We start from the raw sequence: 19,116 nt of genomic DNA on the forward strand, positions 1-19,116 counted from the left end.
GCGGGGCCTCAGGAGGGGCGCACGGCCACGACGAAGCGGCGGTGGAACAGGAAGGGCGTGCCGTGCGGGGCCGCCGGGTAGTCCTGGCGCAGCAGGGGCCGGAGGGTGTCGAGGAAGGCCTGGTCCTCGCCGGGGCCGAGCGCCGCGAGCACGGGCCGCAGCGTCGTGCCGAGCAGCCACTGCAGCACGGCGTCCTCGCCGGGGAGCACGTGGAGGTACGCCGTCTCCCAGGCATCCACGGAGAGGCCGAGCCCGGCGAGGTGGGACTCGTAGAAGGCGAGTGACTCCACGTGCCCGCGGCGCACGGAGGCGAGCGCGGGGGCGAAGCGGGGGAGCGCGCGCACCTCGTCGATGCGCCGGTGCGAGGGCTCCTCGAAGTTGGCGGGCACCTGGAAGGCGAGCACGCCCCCCGGAGCGAGCAGCCCCACCAGCCGCGAGAGCAGGGCGCCATGGTCGGGCAGCCAGTGCAGGGCGGCGTTGGAGACGAGCACCTCGAGCGGCGCATCGGGCTGCCAGCGCGCGAGGTCGGCGAGCTCGAAGCGGACGTGCGGGGGAACGGGGCGGCGGAGGGCCTCGGAGATCATCGACTCGGACGAGTCGACGCCGGAGACGCGGGCGCCGGGCCAGCGCTCGGCGAGGGTGAGGGTGAGGTCCCCCGTGCCACAGCCGAGATCGGCGACGAAGCGGGGAGCGGAGACGGGCACGCGAGCGAGCAGCTCGAAGAAGGGGCGTTTGCGCGCGTCGCGGAAGTGCTCGTACTGCTGGGGATCCCACATGGCGAGCCTCCGAGGAGCCGGAGCGCGCGAGCCGCCTCCACGCGTTGCCGGGGGACGACGAGGGGTATCGGTGGAGCGGGTGGCCCGGCGGAGGAAGGACTCACGCCGGGCAGCCAGGACACGCGGGCAGCGAGGCCTCGCGTGTCCCGGAGGGAGGGACTACCGGCGCGGCGTGGCGGTGCCGGCGTCGGTGGAGCCCGTGCCAGCGTCGGTGGAGCCCGTGCCGGCATCGGTGGTGCCCATGCCGCCGTCGGTGGTGCCCATGCCGCCGTCCGTGGAGGTGGCGGAGGTGGCCGGGGTGATGGCGGGGGGCGGGTTCACCAGCTCGAGCGAGGTGAGGAAGGCATCGGCCTGGGGAGCGCCGATGCTCGGGTTGAAGAGGACGAGCAGGGTGTAGAGGCGGGGCCCGACGAGGAAGTTGCGGGCGCGCACCTCACCGTTGTCCGAGGAGACGGTGAAGGACTTGCCGGGGTAGCCCTGGAGGGTGATGTCCTCCTCGGACTTGATGGTGCCCTTGAGCTGGTTGACGAGGCCGGTCTTGCCCTCGTTGAGGAAGGCGGAGGAGGGGTTGGCGGCGACGATCTTCTCGGGGTAGTCGGCGGTGCTGATGGAGTAGAGGACGCCGCTGGGGTCGGAGATGGTCCAGGCGGCGGTCTTCACCTTGCCACCGGGGATGGCGACCTCGCCGCGCTGGGGCTGGGGCTCACCGGGGAACATGACGTTGAAGCCCTCGGGAGCGGAGAGCTTCTGGAGCTGGGTGGCGGGCCGGGCCTCCTCGGCGGGAGGGGTGGTGCCGCCCTCGTTGACCTCCTCGACGGTGGAGGAACCACCGGCGGTGGTGGCGGCGCCCTGGTTGGCGCAAGCGGCACCGAGCAGGGAAATGGTGACGAAGGCGGCGAACAGTCGGGACAGCGATGACATATGTGCGAGTCCTGAAGGTTGGAGTGGAAGACGGATGGCGGCGGACCCTACGACGAGTCCCCCGCCGGTGCTACGGCGGAGTATGCGGAGTGACGGCTTTCACGAGGAACAATCCGTCACCGCTCAAGGGCACGACGTGATGGGCGTGGCGGGGTTACCGGTGTTGCGCGAGTCGTGCTGGTACTTGGGCCACGGAGCCGAGGTGTCCAGGCCCCGGCTGTCGACGACGAATGCGTACAGCTTGCCGCCCGCGGGGACGTAGAGAACGCCAGGACCGCTTTTAGGAGTTCCTCCACTGTCACGTGCGCAATCAAGTGTCAGCGAAGCACTCGTGGCACCGAGTGCCGAGAGGCCCCATTTGCTAGAAAGATTGGGAGTCGACCACGCCCCCACCTCTCCAGCCGTTGAGAGCGTATACAAAAGATTCCCAATTCCCAACACAGGTGCCGACTGGAATACTCCTGTATTAGGAACAAAGGTACCGACGCGCGTGCTTGTCAGATCATACTGCACCAGCCGGCCCTGGCTGCTCGCGGTCTCCTGGCCGAAATAAATTTTCCCATCGACGCCTGCAACAAACTGGTTGATACGACCAGTTGCTGTCTCCGGCAACGCACTTACCGTCCCGGGCGTTGAGCTAGGCTCACGCGGTACAGCGAAAAGCCCTCCCTGATCGAAATCTATACCACCACTGCCGATGACCCGATCACCAACAAGAGCCAATCCAAAAAGCCGCTGCGCAGAAGGATCAGCAGACCAACGCAAAGTGGCACCGCTCTCAACTACATACTTCACCATCCGCTTTGTTTCCGTCGGATAGTAAAATGCACCTGTGTTTTCGACCACCAAGCTTCCATTGGTCGTTAGGCTGGGCATAGTACGAGAGTTGTCGAGCCGCACGCACTCCAGGGTTTGAGAACCAACCGCATCCGGGCGGATACCAAAAGTACTTCCGTAATTATTCAGCACAAAAAGCCCGGTTTCGACGGGGCTTGAAGCTATCGTTGTATCCAACACAGCTGTCGCACCGACTACGGAAGCAGAAGCAGTCGAGAATGTGCATTGATGAACAATATCCCCGACTGCGCTATCAAGGGCATAAAGAGTGGCAGAAGAAGTCGAGCTACCCGCGACGTATACCAACTCCGAACTGCTATTCCATACGCCAATAGCAGGGCTGCCCAATACGGGTCCTACCGCTTTCTCCCACTTCTTTGAACCATCCTGGCCAAGTGCGAGCACTCTCCCTGCAGAGCCAGATTCTGTACCGAAATAGATGGTGCCCAATTGACCAACGGCCGGAGTGGATTTGATGCCACCCTGCGCGTCGAACGTCCACTTCCAGCGCGTCACATTGAAGGTTGCGGAGCCGCTACCTGAATTCCCGACCGTATCCTTGCCCTGGGCAGCGACGGTCATCGTGCTGCGGAAGGCATCAAAGGGAGGCTCCGACAGATTCAACTGAGCCACGCCGCAGAAGCCCGCGTCACAAGGCCCGCTTGACGCAGTCACAGCAACAGCAGGCGCGGTTCCTCCATCCGTACCCGTCAATGCAACTGTCACGGAGCTAGGATCCAGGCGCGGCTCGTTCGTCCGAACCTCCACCGGCACCACCTGGTCACGACGCCACGCCGTAGCGAAACCCGGCTCTGGATCCCCGTAGGTCGTCCCACCATCCGCCACGCCCGCATCCGCAGGGGGCACGAACACCACGAAAGCCGGCCCCGTCGTGTCCGCCGTCAAACTCACCGTGGTACTCGGGCCTCCAGTCGCCGGGTACGCCGCCGTCAGCCGGAACGCCCCCTCCCCCGCTGGCACCCACTCCGTGGAGTAGACACCGTCACTCCGCGTCACCGCTGTGAACGTGCCTCCCGTCCCACCGTCGCTCGCCACCACACTGAAGCTCAGCGTCTCGGGGAAGTTGCCCGCGAACCCCGTCCCCACCCGCAGCTCCGCCGTCACCGGCACCGGACCCGCGCCCACCACCCCGCCGTCTCCCGGCGTCACCACCAGCGCCGTGTACCGGGGGACGCAAACGTTCGCCAGCGTGCACGCCTGGTACGGCGCGCACGCCGGCTCGCACGCCCCCCCCTCCGCGCTCGCCGAGTAACACAGCTTCCGCTCCGGATCGCACGTTCCTCCGTTCGGACAATCCGCATCCGTCTCGCACACCCGAAGAGGTGCGGTGCATCCCGCGAGTGCCCCCAACAGCAGCACCGTTCCGAGGACCTTGCGAAGCATCACGCTCATCTCCCCAAACCCATTTGACGGCCCACCTCTGGTGGATAGCATGGTGCTCCTACTCGCGGAAGTTGCGCTCCCCTGGCCATCTCCACTCGATGACCATTCCGCGACCGACCTGTCCCTTCTCGGGGGTCTTCCGTGAAACCTCACCCCGCCCCGCGGCCCCTCCTCCTCGCGCTCGGCCTCCTGCTCGCTCCCGCCGCCTCGGCCCAGTCCGACTTCGTCGCCCTGCACCCGTGCGCCATCGTCGGCGAGAAGGACAAGAACAAGGTCCAGGACCACCAGGCCATCTGCGCCACCGAGATCGCCCGCGGCGACGTCCAGCTCGTCCCCTCCGACCAGGTCCGCGCCTTCCTCGACAAGGAGCCCAAGAAGTCCTGCGCTCCCTCCAAGAAGCCCGCCGAGTGTCTCGGCAGGCTCGCCACCGCCACCCAGGCCAGCCGCGCCGTCCTCATCACGCTCGACCCCGGCCAGCTCACCCGCGTCTCCGGTCTCGTGGTGAACCCCCGCGGCGAGGTGGTCGATCAAAAGAGCATCCAGATCCGCAGCCGCGGCCAGCCCCAGGCCGAGCTCATCCGCACCGCCATCACCCGCCTGCGCGAGCAGCTCAACCTCGTCCCCATCAAGGTCACGCCCCTCGTCGAGCAGCCGCCTCCTCCGCCGCTCGTGGCCACCACGCCCCCGCCCGCCCAGGAGCCCACCCCCCTGGTCCCGGCGCCACTGGCCGAGGCGCCCACCCCGTCCGCCCCGCCTCCGGCCATCGTCGTGAGCCAGCGCGCCACGAGCGACGGGCGTACCTGGAAGACCCCCGCGGCCTATACGTCCGCGGGCGCGGGTGTCGTGGCGCTCGGCCTCGCGGGGTACTTCGCCGTCAGCGGCAACAACGCGATGATCGAGTCCAACAAGCCCTACGCCAACGACCGCTACCCGCCCCAGTCCGAGCTGGCCAACATCAGCCAGTTGCGTCAGCAGGCCACCACCCAGCGCATCCTCGCGGGCGTGAGTGCCGGCGTGGGTGCCGCGCTCGTCGGTACGGGTGTGTATCTCTGGCTCAATGACCGGAAGGCGCCTCCCGCTCCGGGTGTCGCCGCCCTCTCGGTGGGCCCTGGCGGGGTGAGCGTCCTCGGCGTCCTGCCCTGAGGCGAAGACCCTCACCCCAACCCTCTCCCAGAGGGAGAGGGAGTGAGGGTTACTCGCCCAGGTAGGCCTTGCGGATCTCCGGGCTCTCCAGCAGCGCCTTGCCCGGTCCTTCCATCACCACCTCGCCCGTCTCCAGCACGTAGCCGTAGTGGGCGAAGTTCAACGCCAGGTGCGCGTTCTGCTCCACCAGCAGGATGCTCACGCCCGCGGCGTTCACGTCCCGGAGGTTGCGGAAGATCGTCTCCGTCACCTGCGGCGCCAGCCCCAGCGAGGGCTCGTCCAGCAGCAGCAGCTTGGGCCGGCTCAGCAGCGCGCGGGCAATCGCCAGCATCTGCTGCTCGCCTCCCGACAGCGTCCCCGCCAGCTGCTTGCGCCGCTCCTTCAGCTTCGGGAAGAGCGCGTAGCTCTTCTCCAGGTCCGCCGCGATGCCGTCCGCGTCGCTGCGCAGGTACGCGCCCAGCTCCAGGTTCTCCAGCACCGTCAGGTTCGGGAAGATGCCCCGGCCCTCGGGCGCGTGCGCCATGCCGCGCGGCACCAGCGTATGCGCCTTCGCGCCCGTGGTGTCCTCGCCCCCGAAGGAGATGCGCCCACCCACCGGCTTGAGCATCCCGCTCACCGCCCGCAGCGTGCTCGTCTTCCCCGCCCCGTTGGCGCCGATGAGCGCCACCACCTCGCCCTTGCCCACCTTCAGCGTCACGCCCTTGAGCGCCTGGATGGCCCCGTAGGACACCTTCACCCCGTCCACCGTCAGCAACGGCGCGAACTCCTGGCGCGCGCCCAGCACCTTCACCTGTGCCTCGCTCACGCCGCGCCTCCGTGCGACTCCAGGTAGCTGTCTCCCAGGTACGCCTCGATGACCTTCCGGTCGCTGCGCACCTCGGCCGGCGCGCCCCGGGCAATCGTCTCGCCGTGGTCCAGCACCGTGATCTTCTCGCAGATGCCCATCACGAGCTTCATGTCGTGCTCGATGACGAGAATCCCCAGGTCGAACTCGTCCCGGAGCTTGCGGATGAGCACCATCAAATCCGCCTTCTCGCGCGTGTTCATGCCCGCCGCCGGCTCGTCCAGCAGCAGCACCTTGGGCCGCGTGCCCAGCGCGCGCGCAATCTCCAACCGCCGCTGCTCACCGTAGGGCAGGTTGCGCGCCTCCTCGTCGCGGCGGTGCGCCAGGCCCATCACCTCCAGCAGGTGCTCGGCCTGCCGCGTGAGCTCGCGCTCCTCGGCCTGGAAGCCCGGCGTCAGCAGCAGTGCCCGCCACCAGTCGCGGTAGTTGCTCAGCGCCCCGCGGAACTTCGCGCCCAGGCCCACGCCCTCCGGGTGCAGCGCCGCCTGGCCCCGGCACGCCACCTTCACGTTGTCCAACGCCGTCAGCGCCCGGAACAGGCGGATGTTCTGGAAGGTGCGCGCCAGTCCCAGGTGGTTGATTTGGTGCGGCAGCCGCCCGTTCACCCGCTGCCCGGACACGCGCACCTCGCCCTGGGTGGGCTGGTACACGCCCGTCAGCACGTTGAACGCGGTCGTCTTGCCCGCGCCGTTGGGGCCGATGAGCCCCTGCAGGTCTCCCTTGTGGATGGCGAGGTTGAAGTCCGAGAGCGCCTTGAGGCCTCCGAACTGGATGCTCACCCCCACGGCTTCGAGCAGCGGGCCGCTCATCACATCCCCTTCCGGCGGCGAGGAATCCATCGCGGAACCACTTCCCACAGCTCCTTCGTGCCGAACAACCCCTGCGGGCGCGACAGCATCAGCACCACCAGCAGCAGGCCGTACACGGGCATGCGGATCTGATCCACCTGCTGCGCCAGGGTGCTCTCGGAGCCGAACGCGCTGAAGGCCGAGCGCAGGCCCTCGGGCAGCAGCGTGAGGAACACCGCCGCCACGATGGCGCCCGTGGTCGAGCCCAGCCCGCCCAGCACCACCATCACGACGATCTCCATCGACTTCACGAAGGTGAAGGAGCCCGGGTTGATGATGGGCACGAAGTGGGCGAACAGCCCGCCGGCCACGCCCGCGAAGAAGGACGAAACGACGAAGGCGCGCACCTTGTAGCCCGTGGTGTTCACGCCCATGGCCTCGGCGGCCACCTCGTCCTCGCGGATGGCCCAGAGGCTGCGGCCGTGGCTGGAGCCGGCAATCCGGCGCGCCACCAGCACCACCAGGAACACCCAGAAGCCCACCATGGCCACCGAGGACGTCTGGGGGATGCCACTCAGGCCCAGCGCCCGTCCGAAGGCCTCGGTGTTCGTCACCGCCACGCGGATGATCTCCCCGAAGCCCAGCGTCACGATGGCCAGGTAGTCGCCCCGGAGACGCAGGCTGGGCAGACCCACCAGGAAGCCGGCCAGCGCCGCGGAGATGCCGCCCACCAGCAGCGCCACCACGAGGAACACCTGATCACTCACCGCCACCGGCAGGAAGGAGAGGGCCACGTCCTTGAGCGCCAGCGACGTGACACCGGCCAGGTAGGCCCCCACCGCCATGAAGCCCGCGTGGCCGATGGAGAACTGGCCCGTCATCCCGTTCACGATGTTGAGGCTCACCGCGAGGATGATGTTCACCGCCATGATGGACAGCAGGTAGTTGGCGAACGGCGAGTTGCTCAGCAGCCAATCCAGCACGAGCAGCACCGGCACGGCCACCAGCACGGGGAGGATGCCCCGGAGGGAGGCGGGGACCCCCGAGGGAGTCCCGGAACCAGAGACAGCGGAAGCGGTTTGCATGGGCGGCGTCAGACCTTCTCCGCCGCGACCCGGCCGAAGAGACCGCCGGGCCGGACGAGCAGCACGAGGATGAGGAAGCCGAAGGCCACCGCGTCACGCCAGGTGCTCGCCGCGTAGCCCACCACGAACTCTTCCACCAGGCCCAGCAGCAGCCCGCCCACCATGGCGCCCGGCACGTTGCCAATACCCCCGATGACCGCCGCCACGAAGGCCTTCAGGCCCACGTACAGCCCCATCAGCGGGCTCACCGACGTGTCCTTGATGGCGTACAGCAGGCCGGCGCCCGCCGCCAGCGCGCTGCCGATCATGAACGTCACCGAGATGACCCGGTCCGTGGGGATGCCCATCAGCGCCGCCACGCGATGATCGAACGAGACCGCCCGCATGGCCCGCCCGAAGCGCGTGCCGTACACGAGGTACTGCAGGCCCGCCATCAACCCCACCGCCAACACCAGGGAGATGACCTGCCAGTTCCACACCACCACGTCCGGGAACTCGGGGTCGCCCAGGGTGAACCACTGCGCGGGCTGGATGATTTGAGGGAAGGCGCGCGGCGCCGAGCCCGGCAGGAAGCCGATGTCGAGCTGGAAGCCGTACGAGAGCGTGAACGAGATGCCGATGGCGGTGATGAGCGCGGTGAGCCGCGGCTTCTCGCGCAGCGGCCGGTAGGCGAAGCGCTCGATGAGGAAGCCCATGAGGGCGCAGCCGCCCATGGCCACCAGGAAGATGAGCAGCACGCCCCAGGTGGAGCTCTGCGCCTGACGCCCCAGCGCGAACGCCGTGGCGTAGCCCATGTACACGCCCACCATCATCACGTCGCCGTGGGCGAAGTTGATGAGCTTGAGAACGCCATACACCATCGTGTACCCGAGCGCGACGAGCGCGTAGATGGTACCCGCGGAGATGCCGTTGATGAGATGCTGGAGGAGCTCGGACATTAAGGATGGATGGTGGTGACGAACTCGGTCTTGCCGTTGGCGATCTTCAGGATCGCCGCCGACTTCACCGCATTCCGGTTCTGGTCCAGCGTGATGGTGCCCGCCACGCCCGGGAAGTCCTTCGTCTGGGCGATGGCCTCGCGCACGGCCGGGCCGCTCAGGTCCTTGGCCCGCTCGAGCGCGGCGATGGCCACCTTGGCCGCGTCATAGCCGAGCGCCGCGAGCGCGTCCGGCACGGCGCCATACGCCGCCTTGTAGTCCGAGATGAACTTCTGCACCTTCGGATTCGGATCGGACGGCGAGTAGTGGTTGGAGAAGTAGCTGCCATCCAGTGCGTTCCCGGCCAGCTCGTAGAGCTTGTCGGAGTCCCAGCCATCACCGCCCATCAGCGGCACCGTCACGCCCATCTCGCGCGCCTGGCGGGCGATGATGCCCACGTCGTTGTAGTAGCCCGGCACGTAGACGGCCTGCGGCTTCTCCTTCTTGATGGCGGTGAGCTGCGCGCGGAAGTTCGTGTCGCCCTGCGAGTAGCTCTGCGTGGTGACGACCTTGCCGCCCATCTCCGTGAACTTCTGCGTGAACACGTCCGTGAGGCCGATGGAGTAGGCGCTCTTGTTGTCCTGGAGGATGGCCACCCGGTCCGCCTTCAGGTGCTCGCGGGCGAACTTCGCCATCACGAAGCCCTGGAAGGGGTCGATGAAGCACACGCGGAAGATGTACTCGCCCTTCTCCGTGACCTTGGGGTTGGTGGAGGACGGGGTAATCATCGGCACCCCGGCCGCCTGGGCCTTCTCGGCCATGGCCAGCGAGTTGGACGAGGCCACCTCGCCGAGGATGAGCACCACCTTGTCCTGGGTGATGAGACGGGTGACGGCCTGGGCGGCCTCCTCGGGCTTGCCCTGGTCGTCATAGACGCGCACCTCGAGCTTCTTGCCCTTCACCCCACCGGCCGCGTTGGCCTCCTTGAGGGCCAGCTCGATGCCGTTGCGGGTGGACACCCCGAAGGTGGCCTGGGCGCCGGTGAGGCTGCCCACCTCGCCCAGCACGATGGTGTTCGAAGCCGCGGGAGCGCCTCCACCGGCCGCCGGCTGGGCAACCTGCCCGCCCTGCTTTCCCTCTCCGGAGGGCGCGGGCTGGGTCTTCTTCTCGCAGGCGCCCGCGAACAGCGCGAACGCGGCGAGGATCATCGGGGCGAAACGGCGCATGAGGGGCATCTCCTGGGTCGGGCCACGGAAAAGCCCCGGTTTTCTATGGGGATGCGAAAGAGGGGTCAAGCTCGCAACACCTCGCCCGCCCGCTCCCCCCTGGGTATTTTCCACCCGGAGTCGCAGCCCTCCCCCTTGGAGGACCCCCGAGCCGCCGAGGCTCTCGCCCCTCTCCCCCCTGGAGGATGCCCTCCCCCGCCCGGGTCCCCACTTTTGACGCAGACGAACATTCCCAGGAGGCGGACATGTACCAGCGCGGAGACATCAAGGAAGGCATGACGGTCCGCAGCATCGACGGCCACAAGCTCGGCAAGGTGTACGCCGTCGGTGACTCGGAATTCCACATCGAGAAGGGGCTCTTCTTCCCGAAGGACTACTCCGTCCGGTATGCGGAGATCAGCGAACTGCGCAACGGGGAGGTCATCCTCGCCCACGGCAGGGACAGCCTCCGGGCGTTCTCCGACGAGGTGCCCTATGGCTCGGACACCATCGCCCAGCGCGAGGGGATTGGAAACGTCCGGGTGCAGGGCACGGACAGCGCGTGGGTGAACCAGGGCGAGCGCACGGGCCTGCCCTTCAACGCGCGCCCCGAGGAACTGCGCACGCAGGACCTGGGAGCCCAGGAGATCGGCCCGTACAACACGGAAGGCGCCCGGGCCAGCCCCATCCTCACCGAGGAGGACCGCGACCGGGGCATCGGCATCCCCATCCACCGGGAGGTGGTGGAGCGGCCCGTGATGCGCGCCTCCGACGAGACGGGGGTGACGTCCACGCCGCTGCGCGCCGAGGAGGAGTCGGCCCGCGAGCGCGCCCTCACGGACGACGAGCTGCTGCACGCCCATGACGAGCTCTACGGGGACGGCCACATGCGGACGGGGGTGCGCCGGGACGACACCGAGGGCACGCGCAAGCTGGACCTCAGCGGCGAGACCGACCCGCTGAACAAGCGCGGCATCTAACCGCCCGAGCGGCCCGTCGTGCCGGGGCGCAACCGCGTCTCCCCCACCGCGGGCGTGTTCGACGAGAGGTGGACGCGCTCCAGCCGCTCGAAGCCTCGCAGGCGCTCGGGGAAGTGCGTGGCCATGAGCCGGCCCACGTCCGCCTCGCGCGCCGGGGGACACGCCTCCGCCAGCGCCTCCGCCATCTGGAGCGCGCTGGCGTAGCGGTTGTCCGCCTGCTTGGCGAGCGCCACCTCCAGCACCTCCCACAACGGCAGCGACAGGCCCGCCGGCCGGCTCAGCGTGTCGTCGCAGATGGCGTGCATGGACTCCAGCTCGTCCCCGCGATCGAAGGCGCGCTTGCCCGTGAAGGCCTCGTAGAGGATGAGGCCCATGGCGAAGAGATCGCTGCGCGCATCCAGCCGCTCGCCCCGCGCCTGCTCCGGCGACATGTAGAGGGGCTTGCCCTTCACGATGCCCGGCAGCGTCACGGTGCGCTGGGCGCGCGCCTTGGCCACGCCGAAGTCCAGCACCTTCACCCGCCCGTCGAAGCCCACCATCAGGTTGTGCGGCGACAGGTCGCGGTGCACCAGCCGCAACGGCACGCCGTCCTCGCCCCGGGCCTGGTGCGCCGCGTGCAGCCCGTGCAGCGCCTGCAGCACGATGGCCACCGTCACGTCCGGCGCGGGCCGCGTCGTCTTCAGCAGCCGGTCGAAGTCCACCCCGCGCACCAGCTCCATCACCAGGTAGTAGGCGCCCTGCGACTCGCCGAAGTCGTGGAAGGTGACGAGGTTGGGGTGGCTCAGCCGCAGGCCGATGCGGGCCTCGTCCAGGAACTGCTTCACGATGTCCGGGTCCGAGGCCAGGTGCGGCAGAATCCGCTTGAGCGCCACCAGCCGGCCGAGCCCCTCGGGGCCCCGCGTGCGCGCCACCAGCACCTGCGCCATGCCTCCGGTGCCCAGCGGCGTCACCAGCTCGTAGCGGCCGATGCGCCCGCGCGGCCCCGTCAGCGGATCCTCCTCGGGGGCCAGCTCGTCCAGCCGCTCCAACACGCCGCGGCCATCGGTGAGCGACAGGAAGGCCAGCACCGCGTTGTCCAGCTGGTCGCCAATGGCCTCCACCAGCTTCATCACCAGCCAGCCCCCGTCGTCGAAGCGCCCCTCCACCACCAGCCCCAGGGTGCCCAGCTCCAACCGCCCGAGCGCCAGCGGCGCGCAGAACAACATCCGCTTGCCGGACAGGGGGTGGGCGCCCTTCCAGGTGGCGGCCTCGAAGACGTCCACGCCGGGCTGGCCGAGCACCCGGGTGAGCACGGGGCCCGCCGTGCCCCGCAGGCTGACGAAGCCCGCCGAGGCATGCACCAGCCGCGCGCACTGGGTGAGGAACACATCCACCGCCGCGTCGAGGCTCAGGCCCCGCTCCAGGCAGTCCTCGAGGATGTCGTCCGCCATCCGCACCACGGCGTTGAGGCCGCGCAGGAAGGCGACCTCGGCTTCGAGCGAAGGGAATTCCACGAGGCTCAGGAGCCGGACTTCGACTGGTCCGCGTAGAGCGCGTCCGCGATGCGGTAGGCGCTGGTCTCCAGGCGCTGGTAGGCCTCCTTGATGGCGGCCGCGTCCGTGCCCTTGAACAGCTCCTTGAGGTGCTCCACGTCCGCCTTGATCTCCTCGCGGTCCTTCTCCTGGAGGACGTTGCCGTACTCCTCCAGGCTCTTCTCCGTGGTGTAGATGAGCGAGTCGGCGTTGTTGCGCAGCTCGGCCAGCTCCTTCTTGAGCTTGTCCGTGGACTGGTTGGCCTGGGCGTCGGAGATCATCGCTTGAATCTCCGCCTCGGACAGGCCCGAGTTGCCCACCACGCGCACCTGCTGCACCTTGCCGGTGCCCAGGTCCTTGGCGCTCACGTGCACGATGCCGTTGGCGTCGATGTCGAAGGAGACTTCGATCTGCGGCACGCCACGGGGCGCCGGGGGAATGCCCACCAGCTCGAAGCGCGCCAGCGTCTTGTTGTCCACCGCCATCTCGCGCTCGCCCTGGAGCACGTGCACGGACACCAGCGGCTGGTTGTCCACCGCGGTGGAGAACACCTGGCCCTTCTTGCAGGGGATGGTGGTGTTCTTGTCGATGATCTTGGTGAAGACCCCGCCGGCCGTCTCCACGCCGAGCGACAGCGGCGTCACGTCCAGCAGGAGGACGTCCTTCACCTCGCCCTTGAGCACGCCACCCTGGATGGCCGCGCCCACGGCGACGACCTCGTCCGGGTTGATGCCCTTGTGCGGCTCCTTGCCGAAGAACTCCTTCACCTTCTGCTGCACCGCGGGCATGCGCGTCATGCCGCCCACCAGCAGCACCTGGTGCACCTGCGGCGCGGTGATGCCCGCGTCCTTGAGCGCGATGCGGCACGGCTCGATGGAGCGCTCGACCAGGTCCGCCACCAGCGCCTCGAAGGTGCTGCGCTCCACCGTCTCGGTGAGGTGCTTGGGGCCCGTGGCGTCCGCGGTGATGAAGGGCAGGTTCACCTCCGTCTCCGTCGCGCTGGACAGCTCGTGCTTGGCGCGCTCGGCCGCCTCCTTCAGGCGCTGCAGCGCCATGCGGTCCTTGCGCAGATCCAGGCCGTTGTTCTGCTCGGCGAAGCGCTTGGCGAGGAAGTCGATGAGGCGCTGATCGAAGTCCTCACCGCCGAGGAAGGTGTCGCCGTTGGTGCTCTTGACCTCGAAGACGCCCGAGCTGAGCTCCAGGATGGAGATATCGAACGTGCCACCGCCCAGGTCGTAGACGGCGATGCGCTCGGAGCCCATGTCGCGCACCTTGTCCAGGCCGTAGGCGAGCGCGGCGGCGGTGGGCTCGTTGATGATGCGCAGCACGTTGAGGCCGGCGATGCGGCCCGCGTCCTTGGTGGCCTGGCGCTGGCTGTCGTTGAAGTAGGCCGGGACGGTGATGACGGCCTCGGTGACGGGCTCGCCCAGGTAGTCCTCGGCCGTCTGCTTCATCTTCATCAGCACGATGGCGCTGATTTCCGGCGGGCTGTAGCCCTTGCCGCGGATCTCCACCCAGGCGTCCCCGTTGGGGCTGGGCGCCACGCGGAAGGGACTCACGCTGATGGCCTTCTTGGCCTCGGGCGAGTCGAACTTGCGGCCGATGAGCCGCTTGACGGCGAACACCGTGTTCTCCGGGTTGGTGATGCCCTGCCGCTTGGCAATCTGGCCCACCAGACGCTCACCGGACTCGGTGAAGCCCACCATGGACGGCGTGGTGCGGCTGCCCTCGCTGTTGGGGATGACCACCGGCTCGCCGCCCTCCATGACGGCGACGCACGAGTTGGTCGTCCCCAGATCGATTCCAATCACCTTGCCCATGGCGTCCTACTGGCTCCCCGAGGGAGTGGTTCCGGTCTGCTCGGTGGTGTTCCCCCCCGTGGGTCCACCCTCCGGCGTCGTGTCTGAAGAAGAGGTCGGCTCGGCCGCGGGCGGCGGAGCGGCGGGCGCACGCGCCACCACGACCAGCGCGGGCCGCATGAGCCGCTCGTTGAGCATGTAGCCGCGCACGGCCTCGTACAGCACGTGGCCCGCGGGCACCGCGGCGCTCTCCACCTGCTGCATGGCCTCGTGCAGGCGCGGATCAAAGGGCTGGCCGGCGGCGGAGAAGACCTTCACCCCGTGCTTGCCGAAGGCGCTGTCGAACAGCTTGCGCGTCATCTCCACGCCGGTGCGCAGGCTCTCGAAGTCCGCGGACTTCTGGGCCGCCTCCAGCGCGCGATCCAGGTTGTCCACCACCGGGAGGAAGTCCTTGAGCAGACGCTCGGAGCCGAACTTCTGGATCTCCTCCTTCTCCTTCTGGGCGCGCTTGCGGTAGTTCTCCAGGTCCGCCGTGGCACGCAGGGCGCGCTCGTGGGTGTCCTTGAGACGGTCCATCGTCTCGCGGCTGCGGGACTGGCTGAACTCGAGCTGCTGGCGGGCCTCCTCCAGCTCGCGGCGGGCCTGCGCCAGCAGCTCACGCGCCTCGTCGCGCGCGCGGCGCATCTCCTTCAACTCGCGATGGGCATCGTGCAGCGCGGCCCTAAGCCCGCCCTCGCCGCCACTGGCGGGAGCCTCGGGCTCGGTGACGCAGCCCTCGGGGATGGCCACCTCCATGGTGACCCCCTCGGGGATGTCCATCTCCATGGGGACCCCACCCTCGGGGATCTCCATTTCCATGGTGGTGACATTCTCGGGGTACTCGTCCTCCTGCGCCTGGGCGGGAGGCTGGACGTGACGCTCGACGCTCTCGAGCGCCGCGTCGATGACGTCCTGCGAGATGTCTGTCTGGAAGCTGCCCTTCTCGTCTCGGTTGGAGCCGGCCACGAGCGCACTATGTCACGGGGCGCAGGTTGATCCAACGCCCGGAGCGGTCAGACGCAGGCCGCCCATGTGGCCCCTCTAGAGGATTCCAGAGCGGATGGATGCCTCTCAGGAGGCCGGACGGGCGGGCTTCTTGCGGCCGATGGACTTCTTGGTGCCCGTCTTGGCGGCGGCCTTCTTGGCGGCGGCCTTCTTGGCGGGAGCCTTGGTGGCCGTCTTCTTGCGGCCGATGGACTTGGTGCCCGTCTTGGCCGCGGCCTTCTTCCCGGCGGGGGGCGCGGCGGCCGGGGGCTCGGCCTTGGGCTGGGGGGCCGGGGTGGAGGCGCCCTTGTGGCCCTCGATGGCGCCCTCGAGGGTCTCCTCCACCTGACGCACGGCGGACTCGATGCGCTCGGCGACCTGCTTGCCCGCGGAGACCGCGAAGGTGCGCAGGTTCTCGATGCCCTCCTTCACCTTGGCCTGCTTGGCGGGGTCCTTCACCTCCACCATCAGCCGCTGCGCCTCGGTCTTGAGCTCCTCGCTGGAGCGCTTGAGCTCCTCACCGGTGCGCTTGAGGAAGCCCATCAGCTGCTTGTCCCATTTCTCGGCCATCGGTCTCTTCTCCCTCACGGACAGTGCGAGCCGCCCGGCATCCGGCCGGGCAGGCTATAGTGCGCGCCCATCCGGCGAGCGCAGGTCGGCGCATCAGACTGCACCCCCGCCCGGAGCGCAAAGCAATCTTCACCCCTGGAGAGACGGATGAGAGCAGTCCTGATTGCCGCGGCCCTGCTGGCGGCCCCGGCCCTGGCGCAGAACAACAAGATCAAGCCCGAGCCCCAGCCCGCCGCCCAGGCCGAGTCCCTGCGGCCGCCCCCCGGCACCCCGGCCCCGGCCCCCAACCCGAGCGGCCCGTTCATCCCGGGCCCCATGGTGGCCACCCCGGTGGTGGTGGACCGCGACTCGCTGATGCAGCAGCTGGCCCGCATCAACGAGAAGCTCGCCCAGGCCACCGGCCAGGCCAGGCGGGACAAGCAGCTGCAGAAGCTGCTCGAGGACGCGCGCGCGAGCCTCAAGGACGTGGGCCGGCACGTGGCGAACGCGCCCCCCGCGCGCACGGAGCCGCCGCGCCCCGCTCCTCCGCCCCCGCAGCCCTCGGTGCAGCCCATCTCCGAGTCCATGCTGCAGTCGCTGCTGAGCGCCATCCGCCACGAGCCCTTCTCGGATGATCAGCTGAACGTGCTGGAGCAGGCCGCGTCCACCCAGTACTTCCTGGTGGCCCAGGCGCAGCAGCTCCTGCGCTCCTTCGCCTTCTCCAACGACCGCATCAAGGCCATGCGCCTGCTGCGCCCGCGCCTGCTGGACCTGGAGAACGGCTTCAAGCTGTACGAGTCCTTCGAGCACTCCAGCGACAAGGACGAGCTCAAGCGCATCCTGGCCACGTCCACCCCGTAAAGCCCCGAGTCTGGAGCCCGATCCACCATGCCGCTCGCCCGCCTGCTGGGGACGCTCGCCGTCCTCACCCTCCTCGGTGCCTGCCAGAAGCCCGCGCCCACCGAGCCCGAGCCCCTCCAGCTGCCCGAATTGGCGCAGTTGGAGACCACCGCGGGCGCGTCCTTCCAGGTGAGCCTCGGCGCCACCGGAGGCACCCCGCCGCTGCGGTACACGCTGGAGAAGCTGCCGCCCGGCCTCTTCTTCTCCACGGGCGATGGCCTGCTGAGGGGCGCCACCACGGTGCCGGGCCCGTACACCTTCACGGTGCAGGTGAAGGACGCGGCGGGCGCCACGCAGACGGGCACCTACCAGCTGCTCGTCTACCCCACCCCGTCCGTCACCACCGTCTCGCTGCCCGCCGCCACCACCGGGGCGACGTACGCCGTGCGGCTCGCCGCCACCGGAGGCAAGGGGCCCTTCCGTTGGACGTTGATGGGCGGAGCGCTGCCCTCGGGCCTGTCGCTGGGCGAGGACGGCCTGCTCACGGGCGTGCCGCTGGAGACGGGCTCCTTCTTCCCCACCGTGCGCGCGCAGGACGTCCACGGCGCCCAGGGCTCGAAGGTGTTCAACCTGGTGGTCATCGCGGGCACGACCGGAGGCGGTGACGGCGGCACGGGTGGGACGGACGGCGGTGGCGGCGGCACGGATGGCGGCGGCACCGACGGCGGTGGCGGCACGGATGGCGGTGGTGGAGGAACGGACGCGGGCCTCCCGCCGCTGGCCTTCAACGTGGCCAACTGGAACGTCGAGTGGTTCGGCGAGCCGACCCAGGGCCCCGTGGACGACGCCTTGCAGGTCCAGAACGTGAAGACGGTCATCACCCGGACGGGCGCGGACTTCTGGGGCCTGCAGGAGCTGGTGGACGCCACGGAGTTCAACGAGCTGAAACAACTGACGGGCTACGAAGGCTTCATGGCCAACGACCCGCTCGTCCTGTCCGGCGCGACCTACTACTCCACCAGCGAGCAGAAGGTCGGCATCCTCTACGACCCGGGCGTGGTCAGCGTGCTGGACGCGCGCATCATCCTCACCGCCTACGACTACGAATTCGGCACGCGGCCCCCCTTGCAGGTGAAGCTGCGCATCACGCGCGACGGGACGAGCGTGGACGTGGTGGCCATCGTGCTGCACATGAAGGCGTTCAACGACACGGACTCCTACAACCGCCGCAAGAACGCGGGGGGGGCGCTCAAGAGCTACCTGGATGCCCTCCCGGCGGACACGAACTTCATCGTGCTCGGCGACTGGAACGACGACGTGGACGTCTCCATCACCCGGGCCTACTCGGGCGGCCCGTACCTGGCCACGCCGTACCAGAACTTCCTGGATGACCCGGACCACTACACCTTCCTCACCCTGAACCTGTCCCTCACCAACGTGCGCAGCACGGTGAGCAACTCCGAGTTCATCGACCACCAGCTCGTCAGCAACGAGCTGCGGGCCGGCTACGTCAGCAACTCCGCCCAGGCCCTGCGGCCGGACACCTATATCTCCCAGTACAAGGACACCACCTCGGACCACTACCCGGTGTTCAGCCGCTTCGCGTTCAACGTGACGCCCCCGCCGCCCCCGCCCGTGCGCATCACCTCGCCCAACGGCGGCGAGCAGCTCGCGTCGGGGAGCGTGCAGACCCTCGCGTGGACCTCGGACGGCGTCAGCTCGGTGAAGCTCGAGTTCTCGCCGGACAACGGCGCGTCGTGGCAGGTGCTGGCCCCGAGTGTCCCGGCGGCGAGCGGGCAGTACACGTGGACGGTGCCCCCCGTTGCCGCGACGACGGCCCAGGCCCGCGTGCGGGTGAGCGATGCCTCGGCCCCGGCGGCGTCCGACCAGAGCGACACGGCGTTCACCGTGACCTGGCCTCCGCCGGTGTTCATCAACGAGTACCTGCCCCACGAGCCGCCCATGTCCGATGGCACCACCCGCGACTACGCGCAACAGTTCGTGGAGGTGGTGAATGGCTCCACGACGAGCACGGTGGACCTCGGCGGCTGGCTGGTGAACGACGCCAGTGCCTACAGCGGCACGGCGCCCCGGCACACCTTCGCCACGGGCACGCTGCTCGCTCCGGGCAGGTCCTTCGTCGTCTACTCGGGTGCCACCGCCATCCCCTCGGGAACGACGAACGCGGTGGCGGCCTCGAGCGGCGGGCTCTTCTTCAACAAGGGCACCAACAACGGCGGCAGTGGCGACGGCGTCTACCTGCAGAACGGCGTGAAGCAGATCGTGGACAGCCACACCTATACCTCCTCCACCGAGGCCATCTCGTACAACCGCAGCCCGGATGCGACCCGCACCGGGAGCTTCGTGTTGCACACCGGGGTGAACCCGGGGCTCGGCTCCTCGCCCGGCAAGCGGGCCGATGGGAGCAACTTCTAGCCCCTGGTCCGAGGAGCGGGCGGGCGGCCAGGCGCTCCCCGAGATGCGCCGCCTCGTG

General features: G+C 68.9%; 17 protein-coding genes. 5 read left to right on the forward strand and 12 right to left on the reverse strand.

The annotated features are described in order from the left end of the window. Positions 1-8: 8 nt before the first annotated feature. The 3 genes from VFZ09_RS41490 to VFZ09_RS41500 all read right to left on the reverse strand — a co-directional run bounded on the left by VFZ09_RS41490 (position 9) and on the right by VFZ09_RS41500 (position 3,167). Positions 9-776, reverse strand: a complete 768-nt coding sequence (locus VFZ09_RS41490) for a methyltransferase domain-containing protein (protein WP_329733333.1) — start codon at positions 774-776, stop codon at positions 9-11. Positions 777-935: 159 nt separating this feature from the next. Beyond that, the gene (locus tag VFZ09_RS41495; RefSeq protein ID WP_329733334.1) at positions 936-1,697 is read right to left on the reverse strand and encodes a hypothetical protein; all 762 of its coding nucleotides are present in this window, start codon (positions 1,695-1,697) and stop codon (positions 936-938) included. 123 nt (positions 1,698-1,820) lie between these two features. Beyond that, on the reverse strand, positions 1,821-3,167 hold the full coding sequence (locus VFZ09_RS41500; protein WP_329733335.1) for a hypothetical protein: 1,347 nt from the start codon (positions 3,165-3,167) through the stop codon (positions 1,821-1,823). A gap of 394 nt (positions 3,168-3,561) precedes the next feature. On the opposite strand from VFZ09_RS41500, the gene VFZ09_RS41505 reads away from it, so the two are divergent. Both VFZ09_RS41505 and VFZ09_RS41510 read left to right on the forward strand, forming a co-directional pair. Continuing rightward, on the forward strand, positions 3,562-3,807 hold the full coding sequence (locus VFZ09_RS41505) for a hypothetical protein (RefSeq protein ID WP_329733336.1): 246 nt from the start codon (positions 3,562-3,564) through the stop codon (positions 3,805-3,807). 272 nt (positions 3,808-4,079) lie between these two features. Then, complete coding sequence (locus VFZ09_RS41510) at positions 4,080-5,081, forward strand: hypothetical protein (protein WP_329733337.1); 1,002 nt, start codon at positions 4,080-4,082, stop codon at positions 5,079-5,081. Positions 5,082-5,130: 49 nt separating this feature from the next. Here the strand turns inward: VFZ09_RS41510 and VFZ09_RS41515 are convergent, their stop codons facing one another. The 5 genes from VFZ09_RS41515 to VFZ09_RS41535 are packed head-to-tail and all read right to left on the reverse strand — an operon-like array spanning position 5,131 to position 9,941. Beyond that, a complete protein-coding gene (locus VFZ09_RS41515; protein WP_349257914.1) occupies positions 5,131-5,886 on the reverse strand; it encodes an ABC transporter ATP-binding protein in 756 nt (251 codons plus the stop codon). After that, complete coding sequence (locus VFZ09_RS41520) at positions 5,883-6,734, reverse strand: ABC transporter ATP-binding protein (protein WP_329733338.1); 852 nt, start codon at positions 6,732-6,734, stop codon at positions 5,883-5,885. Before VFZ09_RS41520 ends, VFZ09_RS41515 begins: the two co-directional genes overlap by 4 nt. After that, entirely contained in the window at positions 6,734-7,798 is a 1,065-nt protein-coding gene (locus VFZ09_RS41525; RefSeq protein ID WP_329733339.1) for a branched-chain amino acid ABC transporter permease, read from the reverse strand. The genes VFZ09_RS41520 and VFZ09_RS41525 overlap by 1 nt, the downstream gene beginning before the upstream one ends. An 8-nt stretch (positions 7,799-7,806) precedes the next feature. Further along, positions 7,807-8,736, reverse strand: a complete 930-nt coding sequence (locus VFZ09_RS41530) for a branched-chain amino acid ABC transporter permease (protein ID WP_329733340.1) — start codon at positions 8,734-8,736, stop codon at positions 7,807-7,809. Then, a complete protein-coding gene (locus VFZ09_RS41535) occupies positions 8,736-9,941 on the reverse strand; it encodes an ABC transporter substrate-binding protein (protein ID WP_329733341.1) in 1,206 nt (401 codons plus the stop codon). Before VFZ09_RS41535 ends, VFZ09_RS41530 begins: the two co-directional genes overlap by 1 nt. A 245-nt stretch (positions 9,942-10,186) precedes the next feature. Between VFZ09_RS41535 and VFZ09_RS41540 the strand changes: the two genes are divergently transcribed. Continuing rightward, positions 10,187-10,900, forward strand: a complete 714-nt coding sequence (locus tag VFZ09_RS41540) for a hypothetical protein (protein ID WP_329733342.1) — start codon at positions 10,187-10,189, stop codon at positions 10,898-10,900. Here VFZ09_RS41540 and VFZ09_RS41545 read toward each other — a convergent pair. The 4 genes from VFZ09_RS41545 to VFZ09_RS41560 form a co-directional block, all read right to left on the reverse strand. Beyond that, positions 10,897-12,393 (reverse strand): serine/threonine-protein kinase, encoded by a 1,497-nt coding sequence (locus tag VFZ09_RS41545; RefSeq protein WP_329733343.1) that lies wholly within the window; start codon positions 12,391-12,393, stop codon positions 10,897-10,899. The two genes, VFZ09_RS41540 and VFZ09_RS41545, sit on opposite strands and share 4 nt — an antisense overlap. Before the next feature lie 5 nt (positions 12,394-12,398). Beyond that, the gene (gene dnaK, locus VFZ09_RS41550; protein ID WP_329733344.1) at positions 12,399-14,231 is read right to left on the reverse strand and encodes a molecular chaperone DnaK; all 1,833 of its coding nucleotides are present in this window, start codon (positions 14,229-14,231) and stop codon (positions 12,399-12,401) included. Between the two features lie 6 nt (positions 14,232-14,237). Continuing rightward, positions 14,238-15,215, reverse strand: a complete 978-nt coding sequence (gene grpE, locus VFZ09_RS41555) for a nucleotide exchange factor GrpE (protein WP_329733345.1) — start codon at positions 15,213-15,215, stop codon at positions 14,238-14,240. A 105-nt stretch (positions 15,216-15,320) separates the two neighbouring features. Further along, positions 15,321-15,803: a transcriptional regulator gene (locus VFZ09_RS41560; protein WP_329733346.1), complete on the reverse strand. Its 483-nt coding sequence runs from the start codon at positions 15,801-15,803 to the stop codon at positions 15,321-15,323. A 147-nt stretch (positions 15,804-15,950) separates the two neighbouring features. Between VFZ09_RS41560 and VFZ09_RS41565 the strand changes: the two genes are divergently transcribed. Then, positions 15,951-16,643, forward strand: a complete 693-nt coding sequence (locus tag VFZ09_RS41565) for a DUF4476 domain-containing protein (RefSeq protein ID WP_329733347.1) — start codon at positions 15,951-15,953, stop codon at positions 16,641-16,643. 27 nt (positions 16,644-16,670) lie between these two features. Next, on the forward strand, positions 16,671-19,058 hold the full coding sequence (locus VFZ09_RS41570) for a putative Ig domain-containing protein (protein ID WP_329733348.1): 2,388 nt from the start codon (positions 16,671-16,673) through the stop codon (positions 19,056-19,058). Positions 19,059-19,116 lie beyond the last annotated feature (58 nt).

This window comes from Archangium sp. (assembly GCF_036277355.1).
Classification (GTDB): Bacteria; Myxococcota; Myxococcia; order Myxococcales; family Myxococcaceae; genus Archangium.

Coding starts and splice junctions, on each gene's coding strand:
- VFZ09_RS41490 (WP_329733333.1), bottom strand. CDS start 776: ATGTGGGATCCCCAGCAGTACGAGCACTTCCGCGACGCGCGCAAACGC.
- VFZ09_RS41495 (WP_329733334.1), bottom strand. CDS start 1,697: ATGTCATCGCTGTCCCGACTGTTCGCCGCCTTCGTCACCATTTCCCTG.
- VFZ09_RS41520 (WP_329733338.1), bottom strand. CDS start 6,734: ATGAGCGGCCCGCTGCTCGAAGCCGTGGGGGTGAGCATCCAGTTCGGA.
- VFZ09_RS41525 (WP_329733339.1), bottom strand. CDS start 7,798: ATGCAAACCGCTTCCGCTGTCTCTGGTTCCGGGACTCCCTCGGGGGTC.
- VFZ09_RS41530 (WP_329733340.1), bottom strand. CDS start 8,736: ATGTCCGAGCTCCTCCAGCATCTCATCAACGGCATCTCCGCGGGTACC.
- VFZ09_RS41535 (WP_329733341.1), bottom strand. CDS start 9,941: ATGCGCCGTTTCGCCCCGATGATCCTCGCCGCGTTCGCGCTGTTCGCG.
- VFZ09_RS41540 (WP_329733342.1), top strand. CDS start 10,187: ATGTACCAGCGCGGAGACATCAAGGAAGGCATGACGGTCCGCAGCATC.
- dnaK (WP_329733344.1), bottom strand. CDS start 14,231: ATGGGCAAGGTGATTGGAATCGATCTGGGGACGACCAACTCGTGCGTC.
- VFZ09_RS41560 (WP_329733346.1), bottom strand. CDS start 15,803: ATGGCCGAGAAATGGGACAAGCAGCTGATGGGCTTCCTCAAGCGCACC.
- VFZ09_RS41565 (WP_329733347.1), top strand. CDS start 15,951: ATGAGAGCAGTCCTGATTGCCGCGGCCCTGCTGGCGGCCCCGGCCCTG.
- VFZ09_RS41570 (WP_329733348.1), top strand. CDS start 16,671: ATGCCGCTCGCCCGCCTGCTGGGGACGCTCGCCGTCCTCACCCTCCTC.